We start from the raw sequence: 25,723 nt of genomic DNA, 5'->3' as shown, positions 1-25,723 counted from the left end.
TCAGCGGCGGCGCTTGGAGGGCGCGCGCTCCTTGGGCGTGGGCTCGGGGGACTCAGGCTCGGGCTCCGCGCCTTCCTGATGGTGGAGCAGGTCCACCACCAGTTCCAACTGGGTGCCGAGCGCCTCCACCTGGTCATTCATCCGGCGGAGCTGGTCGCGCAGGTTCTCCACCTCGGAGGTGGTGGGCAGGCGCAGGGTGCGCAGCGCGCCTTCCACCAGGCCATTGCGGCGGATGCGGGCGTTGAAGCCCTGGCGCATGAGGGAGCCGCTCACGCGCAGGTACGCGGGGCTCTCGGTGACCTTGGCGGCCGCGCGGGTGAGGCCCTCCTCGGCGCGGGTGAAGACCTTGCCAGTGCGCGTGTCCGGGTGGGTGAGATGGCCCAGCAGCTTCAGTCCGCGGGCGAGGAGCCCCAGGGACGGCGGCGGTCGTTCCGGATGACTCATGGCCGGCAGGTTATCTCAAGGCGCGGCGCAGGGGACGCCGCAGCCTGGCTCTATCGCTCCCAAAGTGAACCAAGATTCAACTTGCGTGCCTCGAAGGGCTCGGCATGGACATGGGCGCTACCGGTGTACGCGCCCAGGCGCTGCCAGTGGTTGCCTTCCCGACGATAGACCTCGAGCAACTGAATGCGCGGGTCCACGAACCACAGATGGTTCACACCCTCGCGGGCGTAGAGCGTCATCTTCCTCGAACGGTCCAGGGCTTCGGTGGAGGGAGACAGGACTTCGCAGAGCCAGTCGGGGACGAGTTCCACGCCCGTCACGTCTGGAATCTCCGGCATGCGTTCGCGCCGCCACCCGGCGAGGTCTGGCACGAGCACGTTGCCGCCCAGGTGGAGCTCAGGCTCCGGGAGGATGACCCAGCCGCCCGGGCCTTCCGCTCCGAGCTCCAGGTCGAACGGCGCCAGTTGCTGGCTGAGCCGGATGGCGGCCCTGCCGTGAAGCATCCTCGGACGGGGGCTGACATGCAGCTCACCCTCGATGATTTCCCCGACGACGTGCGGGGGGAGGCGCTCCAACGCCTCGTACACCTGCTCCGGCGGTGGCTTGTCACCCATGCCCCCAGGATGCGGCCATGCCTGGGGCCTCGCAAGTCGCGCCGCTTCTCGTTCGTGGATGGCTTCGCTCATGTGTCGAGCATGCGCCATACCTCTGACATCCTCCGGGGTGCAGGGTACCCCGAAGGTCCTCCTGGCTCAGCCCTGTCGCTTCACCGGCAGGGGCCCGAAGGACTGTGACACCGGCATCAGGGACATGACGTTGATGTTCACGTGCGCGGGCCGCGTGGCCACCCAGTGCACCGCGTCCGCGATGTCCTCGGGCGTCAGCGCCTGGGTGTTGGCGTAGACGGACGCCGCGCGCGCGTCGTCGCCCTTGAAGCGGACGTTGGAGAACTCCGTGCCGCCCACCAGGCCGGGCTCGATGTCCGTCACGCGCACGGCGGTGCCGTGCAGGTCCGCGCGGAGGTTGAGGCTGAACTGGTGCACGAAGGCCTTGGTGGCGCCGTACACGTTGCCGCCCGGGTAGGGCCACTCCGCCGCCACCGAGCCCATGTTGACGACGTGGCCCCGGTTGCGCGCCACCATGCCGGGCAGCACCGCGTGCGTGCAGTACAGGAGGCCCTTCACGTTGGTGTCCACCATCGTGTCCCAGTCCTCCACGCGCGCCGACTGCGCCAGATCCAACCCCAGCGCCAGGCCCGCGTTGTTGACCAGCACGTCCACCTCGGCGAACTCCGCCGGCAGCGAGCGGATGGCCCGCTCCACGGCCTCACGGTCCGTGATGTCGAGCGTCAGGGGGAGTACCCGCTCGCCCAGCTCCGCGCGCAGGGCCTCCAGCCGCTCGGTGCGCCGCCCGGAGGCGATGACGCGCGCGCCGTCCTGGATGAAGCGGCGGGCAATGGCCAGGCCGAATCCCGCGGTGGCCCCGGTAATCAGAACGTTCATGGCAGTCCCCTCGAGGAGCCAGCCCCGCGAGGGCCCGGCTTGTCAGTCGTCTTCGCCTTGATAGATGCAGCCACTGGTGCACGTCTCGCGGACCACCACCCGGCTGAGCAGGGGCAGGCTCGGACGCAGGCGCTTCCAGATCCACCGCGACAGGTTCTCGCTGGTGGGGTTCTCCAGGCCTTCCACCTCATTGAGGTAGTAGTGGTCCAACTTCAGCCGCAGGGGCTCGAAGGCCTCCTTGATGTCGGAGAAGTCCATCACCCACCCGGACTGCGAGCCCACCGGGCCACGCACGTGGATTTCCACCCGGTAGCTGTGGCCGTGAAGCCGGCTGCACTTGTGCCCGGGCGGCACGTTGGGAAGCCGGTGCGCGGCTTCGAAGGTGAATTCCTTGAAGATGTCCAAGGCGTCTCCTGACAGCGGGTGGAAGGCGGCTCATATCCCGCGCGTTCCTCCTGGCGTCAAGGTACGCCCTGCCTCCCTGAAACACCGGCGTGTCTCGCCCCGCTGTGCGCCCACGCGCCCGGGGACGCCCGGCTCGGTCCTTCGCTCTGTGTGAAAAAGCCCCGGGAATATTCCCGCGCGCATTGCACACATCACACTTCAGCTCCCCGCGAAGGCCCACCTGTCGGTGATGCGGAGCATCCGTCCCAACCCCGCGAAACCACGTTTCCTGTCTCCTCCCTCTACGTCCCGGCAGGCAGGGGTTGCCGCGCTCGGGGGGAATGAACAGCGCGGGGCTCGGAATTGGCGGCCGTCCTCGCGAGCGCCTCCCGCGCCGCGACCCACACCAGGAGTCCGCCAGGATGCGCAACCGCTCGCCGTGGTCCACGGCCCTCTGCTCCGCTGCCCTGCTGTCCTTGTTGGCCTGCAATGGGAAGGGGGAGCTCACCCAGGAAGGTGGCTCGCCTCCGGGCTCCAGCGAGACGCCGTCGACGGGAAACCCGTCCGTTCCTGGCACGCCTCCCACCAACGATGACGACGACACGACGAACCCTGGAACGTCGGAGCCTCCGCCCGTCATCGTCGACATCCCGGATCCGGCCCCTCAGCCCGAGCCCGAGCCCCAGCCAGAACCGGAGCCTCCGCCTGAGCCCCAGTACTCGCGCATCCTCTGGGTGGCGCCCAACGGCAGTGACAGTGCTTCCGCCACGGAGGCGGCGCCGCTGCGAACGGTGACGCGCGCGCTGGCGTTGGTGCGGCCGGGCGAGGCCATCTACCTGAAGACGGGCACCTACGCCGAGCGCCTCAAGTTGGAGGAGAAGGGTGGCTCGGCGTCCAACCTGCTCACGCTGCGGGCCGCGCCGGGCGCGAAGCCGGTGCTGAAGCCGTCCGGCAGCGGCTCCGCCATGGTGGACGTGCGCGGTGCGTACTGGAGCATCGAGGGGCTCACCATCGACGCGGCGGGCACTGCCTCCTTCGCGGTGCTGTTCCGCGGCGTGGGGTCCCACCACGGCGTGCTGCGCGGCTCCACGCTGAAGAACGGCACCGCGGGCGCGGGCGTCAACGTGTGTGAGAAGGCCAGTGATGTCCTCATCGAGGGCAACACCATCTCCCACTTCAACCGCAACGGAGATGACAGCCACGGCGTCATCGTCCAGACGACGGCGCGCAACGTGGTGGTGCGTGGCAACGACATCCACCACAACTCCGGGGACGCGGTGCAGTGCATCGGTCCGGAGGGCGGCGCCACCATCTCCGGCACGCCCTTCGACAACCTCCTGGTGGAGGACAACGAGCTGCACGAGAACCGGGAGAATGGCGTCGACGTGAAGACGTGCACCCGCGTCACGCTGCGCGGCAACATCATCTGGGGCCACAAGACGTCATCCACTTCGCGCGGCGAGGGCGTGGTGGTGCACCTGTCCGCGAAGGACGTCACCCTGGAGGACAACGTCTTCTACAACAACGGCCGCGCCATCAGTATCGGCGGGGTGCGCCAGGGCTCGCCGCCCACCAACATCGTCATCCGCCGAAACCTGGTGCGGGACGGCCTGGGCGCCGGTGAGGAGGGCAGCGGCATCCGCGTGGACACGACGTCGAACGTGAAGGTTCATCACAACACCGTCTGGAACATGCCCGGGCCGTGCCTCACCTTCGGCCATGGCGACACCGGGGCCAGCGCCAGCCTGGATGTGCGCAACAACGTCTTCTCCGGCTGTGGGGTGGCGGTGCGCGGCGGCCCCGGGCGCTCGGGGGCGGTGGTGGACGCCAACCTCTACTTCCGCAACTCGGGCTCGGCCCTCTTCCGGCTGAACGGCGTGGACATGGGCTTCTCGCAGTGGCGCTCGCAGAGCGGGCTGGACGGCCGCTCCCAGGAGAAGGCCCCTGGCTTCGTCAACATCGACACCGGGGATTTCCGCCTGGGGTCGGGTTCCCCCGCCCTCAACGCGGGGCTGTCGCTGGGGTTGACCTGGTGCGGGCCAGGCCCGGACCAGGGCGCTTTCGAGTCGGACTGCCCCTGAGCCCTCAGGGCGTGTAGAGTGGGGGCCCCTTCTGCCCTGGACCCCACTCTCCACGTGCCGTCCTCGCTGGAATTCGTATCAGGCATCTCCCTGGTGCCCTCGGACTCACCCGCGCGGGAGCTGCTGGCCGCGGCCGCCGCGCGTGCGGGTCTACGGGTGGTGGGCGGTCTCGAAGAGGCCTCCCTGGCGCTGGTGGACCTCACCGCGCCGGGAGGGCTCGCCGCGGGGCAGGCCCTGATGGACGCCGCCCTCGCCGCCCACCTCACGTTGGTGGTGCTGGTGGCACCGGGCGAAAGCCCCTTCGCCGAGGCGCAGTCCCTCAAGCCGGCGGACGTCCTCACCGTGCCGGTGGCCATGCACGAGCTGGCCTGGCGGCTCCAGTGCGCCGCCGAGCGCCATGTAGAGCGCGAGGAACAGGCGCGCAGCCAGGAGGACCTGGCGCTCCTGCTGGAGCTGACGGCGGACTACGCGGAGACGTCCGACGTGGAGGCGCTGCTGCACGGCGTCACCCGGCGGCTGGCGGAGAAGCTGGACATCGCGCGCGCCACGCTGGTGATGCTGGGGCGCAGCGCGGATGAGGGCATCATCGTCGCCGCCAGCGACGACCCCACGCTCAAGGACCTGCGCATCGACCTGTCGCGCTACCCCGAGATTCGCGAGGTGATGCGAACGGGCAAGCCGGTGGTGATGCAGGAGGCCTCCACCCACCCGCTGCTGGGGGACGTGGAGCGGCGCGCGGTGGCCGCCCGGGGCATCCACGCCATCGCCGCGCTGCCGCTGCCAATCCGCGGGCAGGTGCGCGGCGTGCTGCTGCTGCGCGCGGCGGGACGGCGGCGCACCTTCACGCCGCGGGAAATCGACTTCCTCACCACCGTGGCGCACGCCACCGCGGTGGCCCTGCGCAACGCGTCCGTGCTCCAGTCCGTGCGCGGGCAGACGGAGGCGGAGAAGACGGCCCGCCTGGCCGCGGAGGAGCAGGCGGCCTCGTTCAAGCCGTACCAGCTCTTCTTCGCGCACGTCAGTGAAGGCGTGGCCATCCTCGACGACAAGGCCTGCGTGCTGTCGCTGAATCCGTCCGGCGCGGCCATGCTGGACGTGGATGCGCCGGACGCGCGGGGCCGCCACCTGCACCAGGTGACTCAGCCGGTGGATGAGAACGTGCTGATGGAGCTGGTGACCACCGCCGCGCGCGGCGAGGCCCGCTCCGGCGCGGACGTGCAGGTGTGCACCCGCACGGGGCGCCGCCTGACGCTGTCCATGTCCGCGGCGCCGCTGCGCGACGAGGAGGCGGCCACCATCCTCTCCTTCCGCGACGTCACGGACGCGCGAAGGCTGGAGGACGAACTGCTCCAGACGAAGGACTTCCTGGAGCGGCTCATCGACTCGTCGGTGGACGCCATCATCGCGGCGGACTTGAAGGGGCGCATCATCCTCTTCAACAAGGGCGCGGAGGCGCTGTGCGGCTACACCGCGCAGGAGGCCCTGGGCGGCGGCCTCTCCGTGCACCAGCTCTATCCGCCGGGCGTGGCGAAGCGGGTGATGGCCATGATTCGGGCGCCCGAGCACGGCGGCAAGGGCCGGCTGTCCCTCATCCGGGAGGAGCTGGTGCACCGCTCCGGTGAGCGGGTGCCGGTGAACATGACGGCCTCCATCGTCTACGAAGGGGGCCGTGAGGTGTTCAGCGTGGGCATCTTCACGGACATGCGCGCGCGCATGCAGCTGGAGCGCAAGCTGTCCGACGTGGAGACGCGGCTGGAGGAGAGCGAGAAGAGCGCGGTCATCGTCGCGCTCGCTGGCACCGCCGCGCACGAGCTGAACCAGCCGCTCACCTCGGTGATGGGCTACGCCGAGCTGCTGAAGCGGAAGCTGAAGGAAGACGACTTCGCCTGGAAGCCGGTGGACATCATCTACCGCGAGGCGGAGCGCATGGCGGAAATCGTCCGGAAGATTGGCAAGATTACCCGCTACGAAACGAAGTCCTACATGGGGGCGCAACAGATTCTCGACCTGGACAAGGCCACCTCCCATGAAGACTGAGACCCGCGCCGTGCGCATCGCCGGCGGCCCTGCCCCCGAGTCCTTCCAGGCCCTGTTCGAGGCGCTCGACGCCCCCGCGGCCATGTGTGACCCGGCCCTGCGCCTGGTCGCCGTCAACGACGCCTTCCGCCGCTTCTGCGCCGACCAGCACGTGTCCGTGGAGGAAGTTGCGCGCACCCTGTCCGGCGCCAGCGTGCCGGCGGATGGCGCCAGCTGCGACGTGGAGCTCTTGCCCGACCTGCCCGGCGTGGTGCTGACGCTGTCCCGCCGGGGCGACGTGGTGGCCGTCCGCGCGCGCAACGAGCCGGAGCTGTCTCGCAACCGGCTGGTGGTGGCGGAGCGGGCCCTTCTGGAGCAGGCGCGCACCGAAGGCGTGCTGTTGGACCTGGGCCGCAGCGTGGCCGAGGCCGGCGGCGAGGAGGAACTGGTCGCCGCGGTGGCTCGTGGCGTGAAGGAGCTGTTCCCCGGGCGTTCGTTCTGCATCCGCATCACCGACTCGCGGACGGGCGGCCTCACGTCGCTCTACGCGGAGGGGCGGCTGAAGGAAGGCGCACACGAGCCGCTGGTGCTGATGGAGCGCGCGGTGGAGAAGACGAGCCTGGACCGCGCGTCCCTGCCCGTGGACCGCGTGGCGGTGCTGGGCGAAGTCCCGCTGCTGTTCCAGGACAGCACCCATGGCGTGAGCGCGCCGCTGGTGGCCAGCGGGCAACTCTTCGGCGCCATCAACATGGAGTACCCGGCGGACTTCGTCTCCGACGTGCCGCATGACGAGCGCGTACTGCTCCAGCTCGCCAACCAGGTGGCGGTGGCGGTGAAGAACGCGAAGCTCATCGATGAGCTGACGTTCGTCCGCAAGTACCTGGAGGACCTGCTGGAGAAGGCCAATGCCCTCATCCTGGTGGCGAACCGGGACAAGCAGGTCGTCGTCTTCAACCAGGCGCTGAGCGCGCTCACCGGCTTTGGCAAGGAAGAGGTGCTGGGCCGGGACTTCTTCTGGCTCATCCCGGAGAGCGAGCACCTGCGGCTCAACCAGCTCATCGCCGCGGCGATTCGCGGCGAGCCGGTGAACAGCTTCGAGACGCGGCTGCTGACGAGCAGCGGCGCGGAGGTGCGCGTCTCCTTTGCGACCTCCTCCAAGCTCTCCCAGCACGGGGAGGTGGAGGGCGTCATCGCCATCGGTCAGGACATCACGGTGGTGAAGGAGCTGGAGAAGCGCATCATCCACGCGGAGAAGCTGGCCTCCATCGGTCAGCTCGCCGCCAGCGTGGTGCACGAAATCAACAACCCGATGACGGCGGTGGCCACGTACGCGGACGCGCTGCTCCAGCGCTCGCGGATGACGCCGGGGGCCAACCCGGCGGACCAGGAGAAGCTGCGCAAAATCCTGGAGAGCAGCCACCGCATCCTCCGCTTCACGCGAGACCTGGTCAGCTACGCGCGCCCGGCGCAGGACCGGCCGGAGCGGGTGCAACTCAACGCCATCGTGGACATGGCGGTGGGCTTCTGCGAGCACGTCGTGGCCCAGGCGCGCGTCAGCATCCAGCGCGAGTACATCGAGCTGCCGCCCCTGTCCGCCGTGCGCGCCAACCTGGTGCAGGTGTTCGTCAACCTCATCACCAACGCGTGCCACGCGATGCCGCCGGGAGGCTCCGTCATCCTGGCGACGGGCCGTGACGGGCAGGACGCGGTGGTGAAGGTGCGCGACACGGGCACGGGCATCGAGCCCAAGCACCTGCAGCGCATCTTCGAGCCCTTCTTCACCACCAAGCCGGAAGGGCGGGGCACCGGCTTGGGGCTCTCCATCTGCCAGGGCATCGTGGAGAACCACGGTGGCCGGCTGACGGTGGAGAGCACCCTGGGCGAGGGGACCACCTTCATCGTGCGCCTGCCGCTCCAGCAGGGCTGAGCCCGCGCTCAGTCCCGCATGTAGTGGCAGGTGTAGCCGCCCGGGTTCTTCACCAGGTAGTCCTGGTGGTAGTCCTCGGCGGGGGTGAAGGCGCCCGCGGGCACAATCTGCGTGACGACGGGCCGGGGCCACTTCTTGGAGGCATCCACCCGCGCCTTCACTTGCTCGGCGACGCGCTTCTGGGCGTCGGACAGGTAGAAGATGGCGGAGCGATACTGCGTGCCCACGTCATTGCCCTGACGGTTGAGCGTCGTCGGGTCGTGCATGCGGAAGAACCACTGCTCCAGCAGCGTCTCGTACGTCAGCCGGGTGGGGTCGAACACGACGCGCACGGCTTCGGCGTGCCCCGTCTTGCCCGAGCTCACGTCGTGATACGTGGGATTTCGGAAGGCGCTGGAGCCGCCCGTGTAGCCCACCTCCGTCTGGACGACGCCGGGAATCTTGCGCAGCAAATCCTCCATGCCCCAGAAGCATCCGCCCGCCAGCAGCGCCGTCTCCGTGAAGGGGGAGGTGTCCTGGCGCTTCGTGGCGGCGGCCGGAGCGGGGCGGCCGAAGAGTGGCAGCCAGGCCCCATAACCCTCCTTCGCCAGGTCCTTCACCGCGACGAAGCGCAGGGCCGCGGAGTTGATGCAGTAGCGCGTCTTCGCGGGCGCGGGGCCGTCCCCGAAGAGGTGGCCCAGGTGTGAGCCCGCGGCCTTCGAGCGCACCTCCACGCGCTCCATGCCCTGCGTGCTGTCCCGCTTCTCGACGACGCGAGCGCTGTCCACCGGGCGAGTGAAGCTGGGCCAGCCAGTGCCGGAGTCGAACTTGTCGCGCGAGGAGAAGAGGGGCTCGCCGCTCACCACGTCGACGTAGAGGCCCTCTTCGTGGTGATTCCACAGGGGATTGCGGAAGGCGGGCTCCGTGGCTCCCTTCTGCGTCACCTCGTAGGCCAGCGGGGACAAGGTGCGCCGCAAGTCGGCGTCCGAGGGCTTCTCGTAGTGGCGGGTGTCCTGGATGGTGGGGCCTGGCGCGGTGGGCGCGGCTCCGCGGGCCTCGGTGCACGCGGACAGCACGGCGAGCGCGGCAAGGGCCAGGGGCATGAGCCGCCGGGCCAGGGACGAGGAGGTGGAGGCGGTGGGCATGGACGCGGTCTCCGGAAGTTCCCGCGAGCGCGGGTGCTTCTGTGTGTACGCGCGAGGCCCCCAGGTGGTTTCCGAGGCGGTGACATCGGGCCTCGGCCAGCCGGGCATGCAGGCGGGCGCCCCGCGCAGATGCCCCGGGCCACACGAGCCGCCACGAGCCGATTCCTTCCGGCTCCGGCGCATCGTCACGACTCGCCGCTGGCCTTGTCCTCGTCGTCCAGCTCGCGGGTGAACTCCTCGTTCGTGAGCAGGCCCTTGCGCGCCATGATGCGCATCAGCGCCCAGAACTTCCGCTCCAGCTCCTCGACGCGATCCGGGTCTTCTCGTGCTTGTCCGAAGAGGTAGTCCAAATCGTCCAGCACGCCGCCCGCGTTCGCCACGGCGGCCTTGGGCTTCGCGGCGCCGCCCTGTCCGCGCTTCTGCTTGCTCTGCTCCTCGCGGGCGCGAATCAGCTCCGCCAGGGACGTGCGCTGCGTCGCCTCGCCGGGCGGCAGCTCCTCGCCGATGATGACCTCCTCGTCGTCATCCTCTTCGGACGGCGGCGCCGTGGGGCGTGTCACCGGCGGCGCGGCCTGCACCGGCTTCGCGGTGGGCCTCGCGGGCGCGGGGCGGATGGCGGAGGGCGAGGCCACCGGCACCTTGTGGTAGTAGCGGAGGATGGCGCCGCGCACGGTGGACAGCGGCGCCACGCGCGGGCTGACCTTGAGGCCGGTGGTGAACTCAATCTCCTCCACCGCCGTCACGTTGAGCGGATCACTCATCGCCACCACGAGCTGTTTGCGCCCGCCCGTGCTCTCCAGTGCGACGGGGAACAAGTCGTGCTGTTCGCAGAAGCGCGCGCGCAGCATGTGCACCGCCGCCCACTCCGGCGTGGTGGCCGCGAGGTCCACGCGCGGCAGCCCCAGGGCCTGGCTCAGCGCGTCCGCGAGCGTGGCCTCCGTGATGGCACCTTGCGCGATGAGGGTGGCCCCCAGCCGCTGTCCTGATTTCCGGTGAGCCGCGAGCCCCGCCTCGAGCTGGGCGACGCTGATCGCCCGCTGCTCCAACAGGAGCTCGCCAATGCGCTTCCTCGCCATGAATCCGGCCTTAACACGCGCGACGAAACCCAGGAAGCAAGCGCGGTGTCACATCTGGAGGCACTTGGGAATACCCCCGAAAATGCCCGCGCTGCTGCCTGGAGGACGGCCTGGCAAGAGGGGGCTCAGCGCAAAATTCCTGTGAGATTTCAGCACTTAACGGCGCTGCCCCTACCTTGACACCCCACACGCCCATTCCTAAAGTCGGCACACCGTTTTCAACATCCATTCCTGCCGCCCAACCGGGTGGACCGTCCGCTCGGGGGGACGTCAGGTCTGGAAGGTCCGCTAGAGCGGGCCAAGCTGCCTGTGGAGGCAACACTCGATGGACCTGGCGTCTGTGACGAACCTGACCGTGCTGGCGAATGTCGGCGGCCCTCAGCGGGGCTTCTTCGAAGAAATCGCCATGCGCTGGGAGGCCGGCCAGTGGGGTATGTACCCCATCGCCGCCTGCCTCATCGTGGCACTCGCCATCATGGTCGAGCGAAGCATCATTCTTTTCGGCAAGGCCTCCATCAACAAGGAGGCCTTCCTGCGTGGCCTGAAGAAGCACATCTACGCGGGTGACCTGGACAAGGCCATCAACTACGTGGCCGGCCAGAAGTCCACGCCGCTGACGAACGTCATCAAGGCTGGTCTGATGAACGTTCCGAAGGGCAACGACGAGGTCCAGGCCGCGCTCGACGAGGCCAGCCTCCGCGAGACGCCGAAGATCGAGGCCCGCACCGGTTACCTCGCCATGCTCGGCAACGCGGCGATGCTCGCCGGTCTGCTCGGAACGGTGTCCGGTCTCATCGCCTGCTTCGAGGCCGTGGCCAACGTGAACCCGGCTGACAAGGCGGCGATTCTCGCCATCGGTATTTCTGAAGCCATGAACTGCACCGGCTTCGGTCTGCTCACGGCCATCCCGGCGCTGATCTCCTTCTCCGTGCTGACGGGCCGCACGCAGAGCCTCATCAACGACATCAACGAGACCAGCGTCTCCGTCCTCAACCTCATCGTGGCCAACAAGGACAAGTTCAAGAACCTGAACGTCCCCACGGCGGCTCGCGACGAGGAGTAGGCAGTCCTTCGGGAACCCGGAGTCCGGGCGCGCTGTCCTGTCCCCACGGATGTGGGGACGCGCGGCGCGCTCCCATCAGTCTCACCGACGCTCACTGAGCGCGGCCGAAGGAGAAGAACGCCATGGCCGGCGGAATGGACACAGGTGGAGGCAAAGGCGGCAAGAAGTCGCTCGACACCTCTATCAACCTCACGGCATTCATCGACCTGATGGCGGTGACCATCAGCTTCCTCATCCTGACGGCGGTCTGGACCCAGATTGGCCGGCTCCAGGTTTCGCAGGCAGGTGGCCCCTCCACGGAGGAGGAGCAGCAGCAGGAGGAGCAGACCAAGACGGTCCAGCTCAACCTGCTCATCACGCCCACGGAGCTGCGGCTGACCGCGGACCAGAGCGCCTTCGATCCGATTCCCCTCACCAAGGATGCGAAGGGCAAGACGGACCTGTCCAAGCTGGTGGCGCGCTTCAAGGAACTGAAGGCGCAGCTGCCAGACCAGTCCGCCATCACCCTGCAACCTGAAGACAAGGTCCGCTACGAGGACCTGGTCCGCATCATTGACGAGTGCATCGGCGCTGGGCTGCCCCAGGTGTCGGTGTCCGCGGCGATGGGCTAGCCGACCAAGGAGCTCACGACACGTCATGGCCATTCAGGTTCCAGGCAAGCGATACGGCAAGCGGCTCCAGCACTCCAAGGTGTTCGGGCACGGCGGGACCGCGAAGAAGAGCGGTTACTCCGACCTCCTCATCACCCCGCTGGTCGACATGTTCATCATCATCGTGCTCTTCCTCATCGCGAACTTCTCCGCGACGGGTGAGGTGCTGATGATGACCAAGGACATCGAGCTTCCCGAGGCGGTCAACGTCAAGGAAGTGGAGATGCACCCGGTGGTGATGGTCTCCGGTGACCAGATCAGCGTCTCCGGCACCATCATTGGCCGCGTGGAGGACTTCACCAAGGACGAGTACCTCAACATCCCGTCGCTGGAGGAGAAGCTCCGCGACATGAAGAAGCAGTACGAGGACCTCCACTCCATGGCGCAGGACACGGCCAACACCTTCAAGGGCGACATCAACATCCAGGCCCACAAGGACGTGGAGTACTCCATCATCAAGCGGGTGATGTTCAGCTGCGCCACGGCGGGCTACAACAACATCAACTTCGCGGTGATTACGGCGGGCGATGCCGAGGCGGTGAAGGCCGCCAGCACCAAGGCCACTCCGTAGCTTCCAGGTGATTGGGCCTTGGGGCCCCGCGACGCCCTGGTCCTCGTGGCCAGGGCGTTTTCGTTTTTGAAGAAGGACGCGTCTTCATGCTGCTTCGTGCCGTCATCTTCGACCTCGATGGAACCCTGGTGGACTCGCTGGGGGACATCGCCGATGCGACGAACCACGCGCTGGCCCACCACGGTCTGCCCACCCATCCGGAGTCCGCGTACCTGCGCTTCGTGGGCAGCGGTGTCCGGGAGTTGATTCGCCGGGCGGTGCCTTCCGGGCAGGACGCGCTCATCGAGCCGGTGCTGGCCACCTACAAGGCCTACTACGACGGCCACCTCTTCGACCGCACCGCGCACTACCCGGGCATCCCGGAGATGCTGACCGCGCTGGCCGCGCAGGGCACGAAGCTGGCGGTGCTCAGCAACAAGTCAGACGACTTCGTGAAGCGCCTGGTCGCGCGCCTGCTGCCGCAAGCCTCCTTCGCCGCCGTGTACGGTGAGCGGCCGGAGCTGCCGCGCAAGCCGGACCCGACGGCGGCGCTGGCGCTGGCCTCGGAGCTGGACGTGCCGCCCGCGGCCTGCGCCTTCGTGGGGGACACGTCCATCGACATGGACACGGCACGCGCGGCGGGGATGTACGGCGTGGGCGTGGCCTGGGGCTTCCGCGAGGTGGACGAGCTGAAGGCCCACGGCGCGCGCGCGGTGGCCGCCACCGCGGCGGAGTTGCTGGTGGCGCTGCGGGATGCCAGGCCTTGAACAGGAGGAAGTCCCACGCGGGCGCACCCCAGTCCCGCTTCGCTGTTGAGTAGAGGGCGGGGACCCTGAGCGGTGTGTTGCTCCGGCGACCCATGTCCCCAGGCGGCCGCCATTCGAAAAACGGCTGCGTACAGTGCGGAGCCCATGCGAGCTCCGATGTGCCGCCGCCCTTCCGCCGTGAGACGCGCCGTGGTCCTGGCCACGGCGTGGGTACTCGGTTGTGGGCGCTCGCCTTCCTTCGGGGAGCGCGAGCCCTTCATTCCCCGGGACGCCGCGGAGGTCCTGGCGCGCGTGCCGGCCGTCGGTGTGGATGCGCGCGCCCGCGAGCGTGCCGCGCTTCGCAAGGCCCTGGCCGGGCACGCCGGACAGTTGGACATGGCGCTGCGCCTGGCGCGGTTGGAAATCGAGGCGAGCCGCGTGTTGGGAGAGCCTCGCTACCTGGGGCGCGCGCAGGCGGCGCTGCGTCCGTGGTGGGACCTGGCCACGCCGCCGCCGGGCGTGCGGCTGGTACGCGCCACCTTCCACCACGCGCGGCGCGACTTTCCGGCGGCCTTGGAGGACCTGGACGCGGTGGTGAAGGAGGACCCCGGCAACGTCGACGCGTGGTTGCTGCGCGCGGAGGTGCTGGGGATTCGGGGCGAGCATGCCGAGGCGGCCCGCAGCTGCGCGAGGCTCACCGCGTTGACCTCTTCGTTGACGGTCGCGGTGTGCGAGGCCCGGGTACGAAGCCTCGCGGGGCATTCGCGCAAGGCGCACGCGCTCCTGTCGGAGGCGCTGCGGCGCAGCGAGCGCAGTCAGGAGTCACGCACGCGCGCACTGGCCACGCTGGCGGAGGCCGCCGCGCTGGCGGGGGATGTCGGTCTGGCGGAGCGTTACTTCCTCCGGGCGCTCTCGCTGGATTCGAAGGACTACGCCGCACGCGCGGCCTACGCGGACCTGCTGCTGGACGCGGGCCGCGCGCGGGAGGCAGCCGTCGTGGTGATGGACCACACGCAGGACGACCGGCTGCTCCTGCGCCACGCGTTGGCGGAGAACGCGCTCGGGTCGTCTCGCGCGTCTGAAGTCACCCAAGCCTTGTCCCGCCGGTTCGAGGAGAGCCGCCTGCGGGGGGACAGTCTCCTCGCGCGCGAGGAGGCCCGCTTCGCGCTCCAGGTGGAGAAGGCGCCGGAGAAGGCGCTCCGGCTGGCGCAGGCCGTGTGGGCATCACAGCGTGAGCCATGGGACGTGCGGCTGTTGATCGAAGCCGCGCTGGCCGCGGGCAGACCGGAGGCGGCCCGGCCCGCGCTGGACTTCCTTCAAGCTTCGGGCTGCGAGGACCCGGGGCTCGTCTTCCTGGCCGAGCGCGTGCGGAGTCTGCTGCCATGAGCCGCGTTGCCCTGCTGTCGCTCCTGCTGGCCTCCCTGTCCGCCCTGGCGCAAAAGCCGAGCGACAGCTACCTGCAAATCATCGAGGCGGACGGCCAAGGCATCTCCGGCCGGTGGGACGTGTCGCTCCAGGACCTGGATGACGTCCTCGGGTTGGACGCGGGCGGAGACGGCGCCATCACCTGGGGCGAGGTGCTGGCGCGCGAGGCCGACATCCGGAACTATGTGCTCGGCCGGCTGGTGCTCGGGGCGGAAGGTGCGCCCTGTGCGCTCGTTTCCCAGCGCGGGCTGCACATCAGGCAGCACTCGGACGGGGCCTATGCGGTGCTGGACTTCGACGCGCGCTGTACCGGCTCCGCCACGCGGCTGGACGTGGACTACACGCTGCTGTTCGACCGCGACCCGCTTCACCGGGGCATCGTGCGCGTGGGCGCGCGCGAGCCGCTCATCTTCTCCGCGTCTCAGCACTTCGCGCGGGTGCGTCTGCGGGACGAGTCTCCCTGGCGCACCGCGGAGCGCATGACGGTGGAGGGGGCGCTGCACGTCGTGACTCGGGCCGACCACCTGCTCTTCCTCTTCGCGCTGCTGCTGCCCTCGGTCCTTCGCCGTGACGCGGACGGGCGGTGGGTGGCCGTCTCGGATTTCGGCGCGGCGCTGTGGGACGTGGTGAAGGTGGTGTCCGCCTTCACCGTGGCGCACGCGCTGACGTTGGTCGCCGCCACGCTGGGCTGGGCATCTCTGCCGCCGCGCTTCGTGTCGGTCGCCATCGCGTTGGGCATCCTGGTGGCGGCGCTCGACAACGTCCGCCCGTTGGGGTGGGGGACTCGCTGGACGGTGGCCTTCGTGCTGGGACTGCTGCACGGCTTCGGCTTCGCATCGGTGCTGGCGGGAATGGGGCTGTCCGCGGGAAGCCTCGCGCTGGCGCTGCTGGGCTTCAACCTGGGCGTGGAGCTGGGACAGGTGGCCTTCGTGGCCGCGTTGCTGCCCCTGGCTTTCGTCTTGCGCGAGGCGCCGCTCTACCGCCGCGCGGTCGTCGTGGGCGGCTCGGTGGCCATCGCGCTGCTGGCGTGCGTCTGGTTGGCGGAGCGCGCCCTGGGCCTGGGCGTGTCGGTTACCTGACACGCGGGCGCGCCGTGTGCTCCGCCCGCGTGTCAGCAGTAGGGCCGCATGGCCGCGTCAGACGACTGTGACTCTGTACTTGTCCTTGTCCTCCGCCCGGTTGTGGGCGGTGACAGCGGCGACGATGTGGCACACCCAGCCCAGGCACCCACCCGTGCCAATCCAGAAGCCTGGGGTGATGATGAGCCAGAACAGGCCCCGGAGCAGGTCCCCGTTGTAGATCTGCCCCACGCCAGGGATGAGAAAAGACAGCAGGGCTGCGATTGCGGGACGCGACATGGTTCGGGTGGCCTCCTTGTCTTCCCCTACGGGCGAGTTCCGAAGCCATTGCACTGCGCCTATCGGCTCCTGGACGGTTGCCTTCCAGTCAACCGGGGGGCAGGTGCAATGCCGGCGGTGCCCCGGCTAGCATGGCCTTCATGGATACCCGCCGGGTCGGCGGGCGGGTGTCGGGGGGAAGGGTCATCTTCGGGCTGCTCCAAGCCAGTGTACGTGGAGTCCAAGGCCGGCATCTGCTGGAGATGCTGGGCCTGGTCGTCGTGTACCTCCTCGCGGGGGCCCTGGGGCTGCAGGTGGCCATCGTGGGCAACATCAGCCCGGCCTGGGCTCCGGCGGGGGTGGCCCTGGCGGCGCTGCTCGTGCTGGGGGTGTCACGCTGGCCCGGCGTCTTCGTGGGCGCGTCGGTCATTTCGGTCCTGGGGGATGCGCCTGTCGTGGCCTCGCTCGGCGTGGGCGTGGGCAGCACGCTGGCGGCCGTGCTCGGCGTGGGCCTTCTGCGGTGGGTGGGTTTCGACAAGAGGCTGGAGCGGATCCGCGATGTCGTCGCGCTGTGCGCGGGAGCGGGCGCGCTGTGCCTGGGCGTGAGCGCATGGGTGGGCGTGGCGAGCCTCGTGCTGGGCGGGCGGCTTCCCGCGACGTCCCTGGCCGCGGGCCTGCGGGTGTGGTGGGTGGGGGACTTGATGGGCGTGCTCGTGGTGGCGCCGCCGTTAATGTTGTTCAAGCGGTGGTCCTGGCCGCGGCGAGGCGGCGAGGCGGTGGTGCTCGCGGGGCTCACCACGGTGCTGGGCGGCGCCATCTTCTTCGTGCCGGACCTGCCGCACAGCGCGGCGCACGCGGCCGCCTTCCTCCTCTTCCCCATGTCCGCCTGGGCCGCGCTTCGCTTTGGTCCTCGGGGCGCGGCGGCGGCCACGCTGTGCATCGCCGCCGCTTCCATCGTGGGCACCGCGCGGGGGCAGGGGCCCTTCGCCACGGATGACCTGACGCAAGACTTGTTGGTGTTGCAGCTCTTCATCGCCGCCAACGCCGTCACCGGGCTGCTGCTGGCGGCGGCGAGCACCGAGCGTCAGCGCGCCATCGGCCAGCTCCAACTGCTGGGCACCTCCGTGCGGAGCGTGCACGAAGGCGTCCTCATCGCGGAGGTCCGCGCGGGAGGCACGCTGCGCACCGTGTTCGCCAACCAGGCGCTGTGCTCGCTCCTGGGATACCGGCTGGAGGAGCTGGTGGGCCAGGACCCGTGCTCGCTCTACGGCGCGGAGGAGCCGGAGTTCCGTCAGCGCACGCGGCAGTCACTGCTCGCGGGCGAGCCGGTGTTCGCGGAGGTGAAGCTGGCGCACAAGCAGGGCGACCTCGTGTGGAGCGAGGTGCTGCTGTCCCCGGTGCGCGCCACGGGCGAGGACATCACCCACTTCGTGGCCACCCACCGCGACATCTCCGCGACCAAGGAGCTCCAGGCCCGCCTGGTGGCGGCCGAACGCGTGGCCGCGGTGGGGACGCTCGCGGCCGGGGTGGGGCACGAAATCAACAACCCCCTGGCCTACCTGGTGCTGAACCTGGAGGCCGCCGAGCGCGGATTGAGCCAGGGCGGCATGTCGGGCATGCGCGACGCGATGACCAACGTGCGGGGCGCGTTGGAAGGCGCCGAGCGCATCCGCCTCATCGTCCGGGACCTCCAGGTGTTCAGCCGCCAGGGGAACCAGGACCCGGGGCTGGTGGACCTCAACGCGCTGGTGCCGCCCGCGGTGCGCATCATCAGCCACGCGCTGCGCCACCGCGCCCGGTTGGTGGAGGAGTTCGGTCCGGTGCCGCGCGTGTCGGGGAGCGAGGCGCGCTTGGGACAGGTGCTGCTCAACCTGTTGGTGAACGCGATGCAGGCCATCCCGGAGGGCAACCCGTCCATGAACGAGGTGCGCGTGCGCACCAGCACGGATGCCTCCGGCCAGGCCCGCGTGGACGTGGTGGACAGCGGCGCGGGGATTCCCGCGCACGTGCTGCCGCGCATCTTCGAGGCCTTCTACACCACCAAGTCCAGCGGCGAGGGCACGGGGCTGGGGCTCGCCATCTGCCAGCAGATTGTTCGCGCGCACGGGGGCGAGCTGGAGGTCCGCAGCGAGCCGGGCCGGGGCTCCGTCTTCAGTGTGCTGTTGCCGCCCGCGCGCGTGCAGGCACCCACGCCGCCGCGGCCGTTGCCCCGCGTCAGTCTGCCTCAGCCCTCCGCGGCCCGGCGGGGCCGGGTGCTGGTGGTGGATGATGAGCCGCGCCTCGCGCAGTCCATGCGGCTGCTGCTGGAGCCGTTCCACGACGTCGTCACCACCACGCGGGGCAGCGAGGCGCTGGCGCTGGTGGACGCGGGCCACCGCTTCGACGTCATCCTGTGTGACTTGCAGATGCCGGAGACGGACGGCGCCGCCGTCTACCAGCACCTGTGCGCCCACGCGCCGGACCAGGCCGCGCGGGTGGTGTTCATCTCCGGCGGTGCCTATACGCCGGAGTCCCGCGCGTTCATCGACACCGTGCCCACCCGCGTCTTGGAGAAGCCCGTTCGGCCGGACCTGCTCATGGCCACGGTGGCCACGGCCCTGACGGCAGCGGACGCAATGGGGCCGGAACCGCGCGTGGATGAGGCGTCGCCCGTGGCGGCCGTGAGCGGCGTGCGGCACTGAGGCATGCGCGCGCTCCGGGCCGCGTCGTGCTCACGTCGTGGCATCCACCCGCGATAGCGCGTCCCGGATGGCGGCGCACAGCGCGGCCCGCTCGGTGAAGAGGGCGGTGACGTGCCCGGCGTCCACCCAGCGCAGCTCGCTTCGGGGCCAGTGCGCGTGCAGCGCGAGCGTTTCCTCACCGGGCACGAACCCGTCACGTCGGCAGGCCACCAGGACGGCTGCTTCGGGCTGCCGCGGAGGCGGGAAGCGCGTGAGGTTCGCCAGGTCGAAAATCCGTCCCAGCCGCCGCCGGGCCTGCTCCGCGTCGCGCCGGGGGCCATCCAGCAATGCAAAGGCAATGGACCAGGACAGCAGCCCCTGCGTGAAGACGGGGACGGGAGACGCGCCAGCCGCGAGCGCCGCCACGGCGAGCGGCTCCGGGACGACGGCCGCCGTCAGCGCCGCCATGTAGCCACCCATGCTGTAGCCCGCCACGCCCAGGCGCGCATGGCCCTCACTCCGCAGCCACGCGAGCAGCGCGCGGGCCTCGTCGACCATGCCCAGGTTCATCAAGACGTGGTCGCTGACGGTGCGCAGCGCGCCGCCCTTCTGTCCCACGGGACGGCGCAGGCCGTAATAGGGGTTCTCCAGCAGGAACAGGTCGATGCCTTCCCGCGCGAGCGGCGCGTACATGCGCTCTCGCAGGGAGAAGCCCTCCTCACGGGACGCAGCGAGCACGACGCAGGCGCCGCGTGAGGGCCCTTGCCCCGCGCTCAGCCACCGGACATGGGCCGTGCGCGCTGCCGCGTCGAGCCGGGCCAGGGGAGACGGAAAGGTGCCATCCCGGACCTGGAGACCGCGCTGGAGCCGGGGCGCGCTCCACTCGGGTGTGATGGGCGGAGGCCGCTGCTGGAACGGCGCGGCCGCCGCGACCTCTTCGAGGAACTGCTCATCACCCCAGCCCTGGGAGAAGAGCCGGGCGCGGCGGGACAGGCCCGCGAAGAGGACGTCCACCGGATGGGTTCGCAGCACCCGCGCCATCCTATGCCCCCGCCCTTGACGCCGCGACCTGTTTAATCAAATGATTGAATCAATGGATTCATTCAGGGGATTGTTCCAGTCGTTGCCCCGGGTGGGAGCCTGGTTCCGTCAGGGGGACATCCAGCCCGAGGAAGTCCAGGTGTTCTGGCGGCACATGCAGCGGTGCTTCCCCACGGACGCGGTGTGCGGCCACGCGAGCCCCGCGCGGTTCTTCCCGCGCGCGGGCGTGGCCCCAGGGCATTGTCTCCACCTGCCTTTCGAGGTGGGCGTGCCCCGGGCCGGGTGGGACTTGTGGCGTCAGGTGGTCGCGTGCACGCACGCGGTCCAGCACGCGCTCCAGGTCGAAGAGGACGGCCTGGAGGTGTCCCTCGCTTCTTCCGCCGCGCGTGCCCGGAGTGAGGCGGAAGCGCTGCGGTGCGACCTGGAGTTGCACTTCTGGCGCCACGGCACCACGCCGCCGCTTTGGAGTCTGGCCTGGCGGCTGCGCGCGCAGGGCTGTCACGCGGAGGACATCGCGGGGGCGGGGCATGTCCTCGCCTTGTCCGCCGCATCCATCCGTCAGGGGGCCGTGGAGAACGAGGCCTCGCACGTGGCGCTCCAATGGTTGGAAGCGCACGTGCCCCATTTGCGGTGGGACCGGGCGTATCATTCCCGGGCCCGTTAGGAATGCGGCCGGGGGGAACCGGGCTTATCACTGCAAGGTGCCCCCCATGACCGCTCAAGAACGCATCGAGCGTGCCGCCAGCGCGCTGAAGGTCTTCCCCCTCCCGTCGGCGGTGCTGTTCCCGCACACCGTCATTCCGCTGCACATCTTCGAGCCGCGCTACCGGGCCCTCGTCCAGGACGCGCTCGCGGGAGACCGCGTCCTGGCGTTGTCCCAGCTCGAGCCCGGTTGGGAAGGCAACTATGGGGGCCGTCCGCCCATGCTGCCCATGATGTGCGCGGGCGTCATCGTCTGGGACGAACAGGTGGAGGAGGGGCGCTACAACATCCTCCTCCAGGGCGTGAGCCGCATCCGCATGACGTCCGAGCTGACGACGGAAAAGGCCTACCGGGAGGTGCTCGCGGAGGTGCTGCCGGACGTGCCCTACGAGGGCCCCGAGGAGGAGCAGCTGCGGCAGGCCGTCTTCGAGCTGGCCGGCCGCGTCCCGCCGTCCTTCGCGGAGAACCTGCTGCCGGTGGCCGCGCGGGCCCAGGGCGGCATGCTCGCGGACGTGGTGGCCTCCGCCGTCATCCCGGAGCCGGAGCGGCGGCAGGAACTGCTGGCGGAGCTGGACGTGCGCAAGCGCCTGGAAGGCGTGCTGGAGGACGTGGGGGCGCTCATCGGCAGGCTCCAGCCCCTGCGGCCCACCGGCCCCTTGAACTGAGCGGGTTGCGCTTGCCTTGTCCGGCGGGCCGCGCATTGCTGCGCGCCGGACGCGTCATCGAAAGGGACGGGAGCAACCATGCGGCTCGTGAAGCTCGGGCTTGCCAGTGTGAACACCACCGTGGGGTCCTTCACCCGGAACACGGACAAGGCGCTGGCGTTGGCGGGGAAGATGGCGGCGGAGGGCGTCACGCTGGGCCTCTTCCAGGAGCAGCTCATCGCCGGCTACCCGGCCGAGGACATGGTGCAGTGGCAGGGCTTCATGGACCGCCAGTGGCCGGAGCTGGAGCGCTTCGCGCGTGAGACGGCGTCCCTGCCCACCGTCTTCGTGGTGGGCGTGGGCGTGGCGCACCAGGGCCTGCGCCTCAACTGCGCGGCGGTGGTGGCCGGTGGCCGCATCCTGGGCCTGGTCCCCAAGGAGAAGCTGCCCACCTACAGCGTCTTCTACGAGGCGCGCACCTTCGGCCGCGGTCAGCCGGGCATGGCGGAGGTCCACCGGGGGGTGCCGCTGGGGGACTACCTGTTCCACTTCGACTTCGGCGTGGTGGCCCCGGAGGTGTGCGAGGACATCTGGAGCGCGGACGGCCCCATGCGGCGGCGCACGTACTCCGGCGCGGAGCTGGTGGTGAACCTGTCCGCGTCGCCCTTCCGGCTGGGCTTCGTGGAGACGCGGCGCGAGCTCATCGCCACCCGCGCGGCGGACCACCAGTGCACCATTGCCTACTGCAACGCGGTGGGCAGCAACGACGGCCTCATCTTCGACGGCGGCGGCTTCCTCAACCAGAACGGCCGCCACGTCATGGAGACGCCGCGCTTCCAGGAAGGCTACGCGGCGGCGGTGGTGGACCTGGACCGCACCCTGCGCCTGCGCGCCGAGGCCACCACCTGGCGCGTGGACCGCGAGTCATGGCTGGCGCAAGGCGGCCAGGCGGTGCCGGTGCTGGACTGCACCCAGGTGGTGCACACGAAGCGCGACGCGCTGACGTTCCCGGTGCCCCCCCACCGCAGCTTCTTCCTGCCGTCTCCGGACACGCGCCGCACCGCGCGGGATGCGCTGTGCGAGGACATCCTGGACGCGCTCTCCCTGGGCGTGGGCGACTACTTCGAGAAGACGCGCGCCTTCAAGGTGCTGGGCATCGCGCTGTCGGGTGGACGGGACTCGCTGCTGACGCTGCTCATCGCGCACCGCTACGCGAAGCGCGCGCGGCCGGAGAACCCCGGTTCGCTCATCCAGGCGTTCTACATGCCCAGCCGTTACTCCAGCGATGCCACGCGCGACGCGGCGGAGACGATTGCGCGCGAGCTGGGCGTGGCCTTCCAGGTGGTGTCCATCGACGAGGCCTTCGAGCGCGAGCGCGAAGTCGCGAAGACGATGCTGGGCGGCAAGGACGTCACGCCGATTACCGAGCAGAACATCCAGGCCCGCCTGCGCGCCCAGCGCATGTGGAACTGGAGCAACTCCTGCGGCGGACTCTTCCTGCAGACGGGCAACATGAGCGAGAAGTCCGTGGGCTACACCACCATCGGGGGGGACCTCATGGGCGCGCTGGCCGTCATCGCCAACGTCCCGAAGACGGTGGTGATGTACCTGCTCGACTACCTCCAGGACACCACGGGCTATGAGGGCATCCGCAAGGTGCTCGCCAAGCCCGCGGGGCCGGAGCTGGCGCATGACCAGGTGGGCGAAGAGGAGTTGATGCCCTTCCCCATCCTCGACGCCTGCTTCTACCTGTACGGCAGTGAGAAGCTGACGCCCGCTGAAATCCTCCAGGCGCTCACCGCCATGTTCCCGGAGGTGCCGGCATCCCGGCTGAGCGGCTACGTGGAGAAGTTCGTCCGCCTCTTCCAGCAGTCCATCTACAAGTGGGTGCAGTCACCGCTGTCGCTCCACATCGGCAACCTGGACCTGGACCGGGAGCGCGCGTTGCAACTGCCCGTCGTCACCGGCACGGAGTGGATGCGGCAGGGGTAGCACGCTGCCATCCGCTGCCCGCATCGCGCAGGTGTGGGCAGTCCTCCACGCCCGGTGGCCTGCCCCCCTGGCAATTACCCCCGGGGGTGAGTGCCGTCTCCGCGCCTTGCCGGACGTCGCGCGGGAAACAACCTTCATGTCTGCCACTCGACGATGGAGGCATGGATGAAAGCGAAGATTCTGGCGGGCGCCGTTGCGGCGCTCATGTACGGAGGCGTTGCTGTTGCCAATGACGGCGACTGCCCGCCACCGCAGGCCAGCACCAGCCAGGGCCAGCAGGACGCGATGGTGGCCCAGGCACAGCAGGAAGGCCTGGGCGGTGATGACCTGCTGCAGGAGGACGACACCCTCATCCTGGAGACGGAGCCCGTTCCCGGCGTCTCCGGTCAGCAGTCGCAGGACGGCATGGGCATCGGCGGCAGCGGCCAGCAGCCCTCGAGCGCGCAGGGCGAGGTCTACATGAACGTGCCCGTCCGCTGCGAGCCGGTGGGCCAGCAGGGCACGGGCGGCAGCGGCCAGGAGTCCATGACGCCGCCTCCCGCCGCGCCCCAGGGCACGCATGACAGCGAGCAGCTCATGGTGCCGCCGGCGCCGCCGTTGGGCACGGGCGGCAGCGGGCAGCCTTCCTCGAAGCCTGTCTACCCGGAGCCGGAGTCCGCGTACCCGCCCCCGGAGGGCGCCACGGGCGGTAGCGGCATCGCCACGACGCCGCCTCCCTCCAACTTCCAGCCGTCGGCCGAGCGCGCCGAGCCGATGAAGGCGGAGAAGCGCGAGGACAAGAACAAAATCAAAGGCCTCTCCGTGATGCTGGGCGGTGGTGTGGAGGGTTACACCGGCGCGCTGGCTCCGCAGCTCAGCCCCGGTGCCACCGCGGGCGTTCGCGCGTCCATCAAGCCGTCCAAGGTGCTGGGCCTCGAGCTGGGCTACACGGGCGCGCTGAACAACATCCGCCGCGGGGAGACGGGCGCGAGCGGGCCGGACCTCGTGCGTAACGGTGGTCAGGCCGTCCTGACGCTGGGCATCACCCCCACGGCGTGGCAGCCGTACCTGCTGGGCGGCATCGGCATCAACGACTACAACTTCCGGGGCGGTGAGTCCCTGGGGTACCACGACGACACCGTGGGCAACGTGCCCGCGGGCTTGGGTCTGCGAGGCCACGTCGGCCACTTCGTCGTGGACGCGCGCGCCAACTACAACTTCCTCTTCGACAAGGACTTCGCCCCGGGCATCGATCGCGGCGGCGATGACTTCCAGGGAGGCGGCAGCTACCAGGGCACGGTCAGCGTCGGCGGTACCTTCTGACGCGGAGATGAAGCCCCAGGTGGTTTGAGCAGGAATCGGTGGCGCGGTGCCCGGTAGCGAACGGGCCCGCGCCGCTGTGTTTTCCAAGGGGGCATGGGCGCCGAGGTCGCGCTAAGGTGCCGTCCTTTCACGCGGTCAGAGGAGCGTTGGATGGGTTTGAATGTGGAAGACGTGAAGGTGGGCACCGGCACGGAGGCAACGGCCGGCAAGTCCGTTACCGTGCACTACGTGGGGACGCTGACCAGCGGCTCCAAGTTCGATAGCAGCCGGGACCGGGGCCAGGGCTTCACGTTCCGCCTGGGCGCCGGGCAGGTCATCGAGGGTTGGGACAAGGGCGTGGCCGGCATGAAGGTAGGCGGCGTGCGCAAGCTCACCATCCCGCCGGAGATGGGATATGGCGCGCGAGGGTTCCCGCCCGTTATTCCCCCCAACTCCACCCTGCTGTTCGAGGTGGAGCTCCTGGACGTTCGTTGAAAGCGAGGACCTGATGGCGGCGGTCGAAATCACCAAGGACAACTTCAAGGAGACGGTGTCGAAAGAGGGCATCGTCATCCTGGACTGGTGGGCGTCGTGGTGCGGCCCCTGCCGTGCCTTCGCACCCATCTTCGAGCAGACCTCGAACAATCATCCGGACATCGTCTTCGGGAAGATTGATACGGATGCCCAGCAGGAGCTGTCCGGGGCGTTCGAGATTCGCTCCATTCCCACGCTCATGGTGTTTCGTGACGGGATTCTCCTGTTCGAGCAGCCCGGAGCGCTGCCGGCCGCCGCGCTGGAGGACCTGCTCAAGCAGGTGAAGGCCCTGGACATGGAGCAGGTCCGCAAGGAAGTCGCCGCCAAGCGCGGTGAGCCGCCGCAGGCCTGACGGCTGCTACCAGGTGCCGGGTGGGGGGCCGGTGGCATGTTCGCCGCCGGCCGCCCGCTGCGTTTCAGGGCCCGTGCATCTGGGGTGCTGGAACGTGAGGGCCCCGAGGTGTGTTGTCGGAGCGTGGCTCGCGTCGGTCATGCCCGGATGGGTCGGCCAGCGGGGCCGCGTATTCCCACCTCACACCTGGAT

The 25,723-nt window shown here is 69.6% G+C and carries 23 protein-coding genes and 1 pseudogene; 16 read left to right on the top strand and 8 right to left on the bottom strand.

Features of this window, described 5'->3' with window-relative positions; translation table 11 throughout:
- The 4 genes from FMP39_RS00895 to queD form a co-directional block, all read right to left on the bottom strand.
- The gene (locus FMP39_RS00895) at nucleotides 1–444 is read right to left on the bottom strand and encodes a hypothetical protein (RefSeq protein WP_141588140.1); all 444 of its coding nucleotides are present in this window, start codon (nucleotides 442–444) and stop codon (nucleotides 1–3) included.
- Between the two features lie 50 nt (nucleotides 445–494).
- On the bottom strand, nucleotides 495–1,058 hold the full coding sequence (locus FMP39_RS00890; protein WP_141588139.1) for a Uma2 family endonuclease: 564 nt from the start codon (nucleotides 1,056–1,058) through the stop codon (nucleotides 495–497).
- A 138-nt stretch (nucleotides 1,059–1,196) separates the two neighbouring features.
- Nucleotides 1,197–1,946 carry a bifunctional NADP-dependent 3-hydroxy acid dehydrogenase/3-hydroxypropionate dehydrogenase YdfG gene (gene ydfG / locus FMP39_RS00885; RefSeq protein ID WP_141588138.1) on the bottom strand — a complete coding sequence of 250 codons (750 nt, stop codon included), beginning with the start codon at nucleotides 1,944–1,946 and terminating at the stop codon, nucleotides 1,197–1,199.
- Nucleotides 1,947–1,988: 42 nt separating this feature from the next.
- Nucleotides 1,989–2,351, bottom strand: a complete 363-nt coding sequence (queD, locus tag FMP39_RS00880) for a 6-carboxytetrahydropterin synthase QueD (RefSeq protein ID WP_141588137.1) — start codon at nucleotides 2,349–2,351, stop codon at nucleotides 1,989–1,991.
- Nucleotides 2,352–2,752: 401 nt separating this feature from the next.
- On the opposite strand from queD, the gene FMP39_RS00875 reads away from it, so the two are divergent.
- Genes FMP39_RS00875 through FMP39_RS00865 form a run of 3 tightly spaced genes read left to right on the top strand, consistent with a single transcriptional unit; the run spans nucleotide 2,753 to nucleotide 8,354 of the window.
- Nucleotides 2,753–4,411 (top strand): nitrous oxide reductase family maturation protein NosD, encoded by a 1,659-nt coding sequence (locus FMP39_RS00875; RefSeq protein WP_228557536.1) that lies wholly within the window; start codon nucleotides 2,753–2,755, stop codon nucleotides 4,409–4,411.
- Between the two features lie 54 nt (nucleotides 4,412–4,465).
- Complete coding sequence (locus tag FMP39_RS00870; protein WP_228557535.1) at nucleotides 4,466–6,448, top strand: PAS domain S-box protein; 1,983 nt, start codon at nucleotides 4,466–4,468, stop codon at nucleotides 6,446–6,448.
- Entirely contained in the window at nucleotides 6,438–8,354 is a 1,917-nt protein-coding gene (locus tag FMP39_RS00865) for a GAF domain-containing sensor histidine kinase (protein ID WP_228557534.1), read from the top strand. The genes FMP39_RS00870 and FMP39_RS00865 overlap by 11 nt, the downstream gene beginning before the upstream one ends.
- Nucleotides 8,355–8,362: 8 nt before the next feature.
- Here the strand turns inward: FMP39_RS00865 and FMP39_RS00860 are convergent.
- Together FMP39_RS00860 and FMP39_RS00855 are read right to left on the bottom strand one after the other, a co-directional pair.
- Nucleotides 8,363–9,322 (bottom strand): annotated as a pseudogene (locus FMP39_RS00860) (bifunctional methionine sulfoxide reductase B/A protein); the annotation flags it as partial.
- A 341-nt stretch (nucleotides 9,323–9,663) separates the two neighbouring features.
- The gene (locus FMP39_RS00855; RefSeq protein WP_141588134.1) at nucleotides 9,664–10,554 is read right to left on the bottom strand and encodes a general secretion pathway protein GspE; all 891 of its coding nucleotides are present in this window, start codon (nucleotides 10,552–10,554) and stop codon (nucleotides 9,664–9,666) included.
- Between the two features lie 325 nt (nucleotides 10,555–10,879).
- Here FMP39_RS00855 and FMP39_RS00850 point away from each other — a divergent pair, with 325 nt between their 5' ends.
- From FMP39_RS00850 to FMP39_RS00825, 6 genes are all read left to right on the top strand, one after another.
- A complete protein-coding gene (locus FMP39_RS00850; protein ID WP_011556787.1) occupies nucleotides 10,880–11,617 on the top strand; it encodes a MotA/TolQ/ExbB proton channel family protein in 738 nt (245 codons plus the stop codon).
- A 122-nt stretch (nucleotides 11,618–11,739) separates the two neighbouring features.
- Nucleotides 11,740–12,228: a biopolymer transporter ExbD gene (locus FMP39_RS00845; protein WP_141253243.1), complete on the top strand. Its 489-nt coding sequence runs from the start codon at nucleotides 11,740–11,742 to the stop codon at nucleotides 12,226–12,228.
- Between the two features lie 25 nt (nucleotides 12,229–12,253).
- The gene (locus tag FMP39_RS00840) at nucleotides 12,254–12,838 is read left to right on the top strand and encodes a biopolymer transporter ExbD (protein ID WP_090487714.1); all 585 of its coding nucleotides are present in this window, start codon (nucleotides 12,254–12,256) and stop codon (nucleotides 12,836–12,838) included.
- Nucleotides 12,839–12,924: 86 nt separating this feature from the next.
- Entirely contained in the window at nucleotides 12,925–13,584 is a 660-nt protein-coding gene (locus FMP39_RS00835; protein WP_141588133.1) for an HAD family hydrolase, read from the top strand.
- 177 nt (nucleotides 13,585–13,761) lie between these two features.
- A complete protein-coding gene (locus FMP39_RS00830; protein WP_228557532.1) occupies nucleotides 13,762–14,949 on the top strand; it encodes a lipopolysaccharide assembly protein LapB in 1,188 nt (395 codons plus the stop codon).
- Nucleotides 14,946–16,067, top strand: a complete 1,122-nt coding sequence (locus FMP39_RS00825) for a HupE/UreJ family protein (RefSeq protein ID WP_141588131.1) — start codon at nucleotides 14,946–14,948, stop codon at nucleotides 16,065–16,067. Before FMP39_RS00830 ends, FMP39_RS00825 begins: the two co-directional genes overlap by 4 nt.
- Nucleotides 16,068–16,124: 57 nt before the next feature.
- Here the strand turns inward: FMP39_RS00825 and FMP39_RS00820 are convergent, their stop codons facing one another.
- Complete coding sequence (locus FMP39_RS00820) at nucleotides 16,125–16,346, bottom strand: hypothetical protein (RefSeq protein WP_026114050.1); 222 nt, start codon at nucleotides 16,344–16,346, stop codon at nucleotides 16,125–16,127.
- A 131-nt stretch (nucleotides 16,347–16,477) separates the two neighbouring features.
- Here FMP39_RS00820 and FMP39_RS00815 point away from each other — a divergent pair, with 131 nt between their 5' ends.
- Nucleotides 16,478–19,006 (top strand): MASE1 domain-containing protein, encoded by a 2,529-nt coding sequence (locus FMP39_RS00815; RefSeq protein WP_141588130.1) that lies wholly within the window; start codon nucleotides 16,478–16,480, stop codon nucleotides 19,004–19,006.
- 30 nt (nucleotides 19,007–19,036) lie between these two features.
- Here FMP39_RS00815 and FMP39_RS00810 read toward each other — a convergent pair whose 3' ends face one another.
- Nucleotides 19,037–20,026, bottom strand: coding sequence for an alpha/beta hydrolase family protein (locus FMP39_RS00810; RefSeq protein ID WP_141588129.1), 990 nt, complete (start codon nucleotides 20,024–20,026; stop codon nucleotides 19,037–19,039).
- Nucleotides 20,027–20,078: 52 nt separating this feature from the next.
- Here FMP39_RS00810 and FMP39_RS00805 point away from each other — a divergent pair, with 52 nt between their 5' ends.
- The 6 genes from FMP39_RS00805 to trxA all read left to right on the top strand — a co-directional run bounded on the left by FMP39_RS00805 (nucleotide 20,079) and on the right by trxA (nucleotide 25,531).
- Nucleotides 20,079–20,690 carry a hypothetical protein gene (locus FMP39_RS00805; RefSeq protein WP_141588128.1) on the top strand — a complete coding sequence of 204 codons (612 nt, stop codon included), beginning with the start codon at nucleotides 20,079–20,081 and terminating at the stop codon, nucleotides 20,688–20,690.
- A 46-nt stretch (nucleotides 20,691–20,736) separates the two neighbouring features.
- Nucleotides 20,737–21,393, top strand: a complete 657-nt coding sequence (locus FMP39_RS00800) for an LON peptidase substrate-binding domain-containing protein (protein ID WP_141588127.1) — start codon at nucleotides 20,737–20,739, stop codon at nucleotides 21,391–21,393.
- A gap of 78 nt (nucleotides 21,394–21,471) precedes the next feature.
- Nucleotides 21,472–23,364 (top strand): NAD(+) synthase, encoded by a 1,893-nt coding sequence (gene nadE / locus FMP39_RS00795; protein WP_141588126.1) that lies wholly within the window; start codon nucleotides 21,472–21,474, stop codon nucleotides 23,362–23,364.
- A gap of 90 nt (nucleotides 23,365–23,454) precedes the next feature.
- Nucleotides 23,455–24,666 carry a hypothetical protein gene (locus FMP39_RS00790; protein ID WP_141588125.1) on the top strand — a complete coding sequence of 404 codons (1,212 nt, stop codon included), beginning with the start codon at nucleotides 23,455–23,457 and terminating at the stop codon, nucleotides 24,664–24,666.
- A gap of 150 nt (nucleotides 24,667–24,816) precedes the next feature.
- A complete protein-coding gene (locus tag FMP39_RS00785; RefSeq protein ID WP_011556774.1) occupies nucleotides 24,817–25,140 on the top strand; it encodes an FKBP-type peptidyl-prolyl cis-trans isomerase in 324 nt (107 codons plus the stop codon).
- Between the two features lie 13 nt (nucleotides 25,141–25,153).
- Nucleotides 25,154–25,531, top strand: coding sequence for a thioredoxin (trxA, locus tag FMP39_RS00780; RefSeq protein ID WP_011556773.1), 378 nt, complete (start codon nucleotides 25,154–25,156; stop codon nucleotides 25,529–25,531).
- Nucleotides 25,532–25,723: the final 192 nt, after the last annotated feature.

It is taken from the genome of Myxococcus sp. AB056 (genome assembly GCF_006547365.1).
GTDB lineage: Bacteria > Myxococcota > Myxococcia > Myxococcales > Myxococcaceae > Myxococcus > Myxococcus virescens.
The sequence above is the reverse complement of the archived record's forward strand: the minus strand, read 5'-3'. Positions and strand labels throughout refer to the sequence as shown.

Excerpts from the sequence above, each read along its gene's own strand:
- FMP39_RS00805 (WP_141588128.1), top strand. The coding sequence starts at position 20,079 with ATGGATTCATTCAGGGGATTGTTCCAGTCGTTGCCCCGGGTGGGAGCC.
- FMP39_RS00865 (WP_228557534.1), top strand. The coding sequence starts at position 6,438 with ATGAAGACTGAGACCCGCGCCGTGCGCATCGCCGGCGGCCCTGCCCCC.
- FMP39_RS00840 (WP_090487714.1), top strand. The coding sequence starts at position 12,254 with ATGGCCATTCAGGTTCCAGGCAAGCGATACGGCAAGCGGCTCCAGCAC.
- FMP39_RS00820 (WP_026114050.1), bottom strand. The coding sequence starts at position 16,346 with ATGTCGCGTCCCGCAATCGCAGCCCTGCTGTCTTTTCTCATCCCTGGC.
- FMP39_RS00815 (WP_141588130.1), top strand. The coding sequence starts at position 16,478 with ATGGCCTTCATGGATACCCGCCGGGTCGGCGGGCGGGTGTCGGGGGGA.
- FMP39_RS00890 (WP_141588139.1), bottom strand. The coding sequence starts at position 1,058 with ATGGGTGACAAGCCACCGCCGGAGCAGGTGTACGAGGCGTTGGAGCGC.
- FMP39_RS00850 (WP_011556787.1), top strand. The coding sequence starts at position 10,880 with ATGGACCTGGCGTCTGTGACGAACCTGACCGTGCTGGCGAATGTCGGC.
- ydfG (WP_141588138.1), bottom strand. The coding sequence starts at position 1,946 with ATGAACGTTCTGATTACCGGGGCCACCGCGGGATTCGGCCTGGCCATT.
- FMP39_RS00810 (WP_141588129.1), bottom strand. The coding sequence starts at position 20,026 with ATGGCGCGGGTGCTGCGAACCCATCCGGTGGACGTCCTCTTCGCGGGC.
- FMP39_RS00800 (WP_141588127.1), top strand. The coding sequence starts at position 20,737 with ATGACCGCTCAAGAACGCATCGAGCGTGCCGCCAGCGCGCTGAAGGTC.
- FMP39_RS00785 (WP_011556774.1), top strand. The coding sequence starts at position 24,817 with ATGGGTTTGAATGTGGAAGACGTGAAGGTGGGCACCGGCACGGAGGCA.
- FMP39_RS00895 (WP_141588140.1), bottom strand. The coding sequence starts at position 444 with ATGAGTCATCCGGAACGACCGCCGCCGTCCCTGGGGCTCCTCGCCCGC.
- trxA (WP_011556773.1), top strand. The coding sequence starts at position 25,154 with ATGGCGGCGGTCGAAATCACCAAGGACAACTTCAAGGAGACGGTGTCG.
- FMP39_RS00855 (WP_141588134.1), bottom strand. The coding sequence starts at position 10,554 with ATGGCGAGGAAGCGCATTGGCGAGCTCCTGTTGGAGCAGCGGGCGATC.
- FMP39_RS00845 (WP_141253243.1), top strand. The coding sequence starts at position 11,740 with ATGGCCGGCGGAATGGACACAGGTGGAGGCAAAGGCGGCAAGAAGTCG.
- FMP39_RS00825 (WP_141588131.1), top strand. The coding sequence starts at position 14,946 with ATGAGCCGCGTTGCCCTGCTGTCGCTCCTGCTGGCCTCCCTGTCCGCC.
- nadE (WP_141588126.1), top strand. The coding sequence starts at position 21,472 with ATGCGGCTCGTGAAGCTCGGGCTTGCCAGTGTGAACACCACCGTGGGG.
- FMP39_RS00875 (WP_228557536.1), top strand. The coding sequence starts at position 2,753 with ATGCGCAACCGCTCGCCGTGGTCCACGGCCCTCTGCTCCGCTGCCCTG.
- FMP39_RS00835 (WP_141588133.1), top strand. The coding sequence starts at position 12,925 with ATGCTGCTTCGTGCCGTCATCTTCGACCTCGATGGAACCCTGGTGGAC.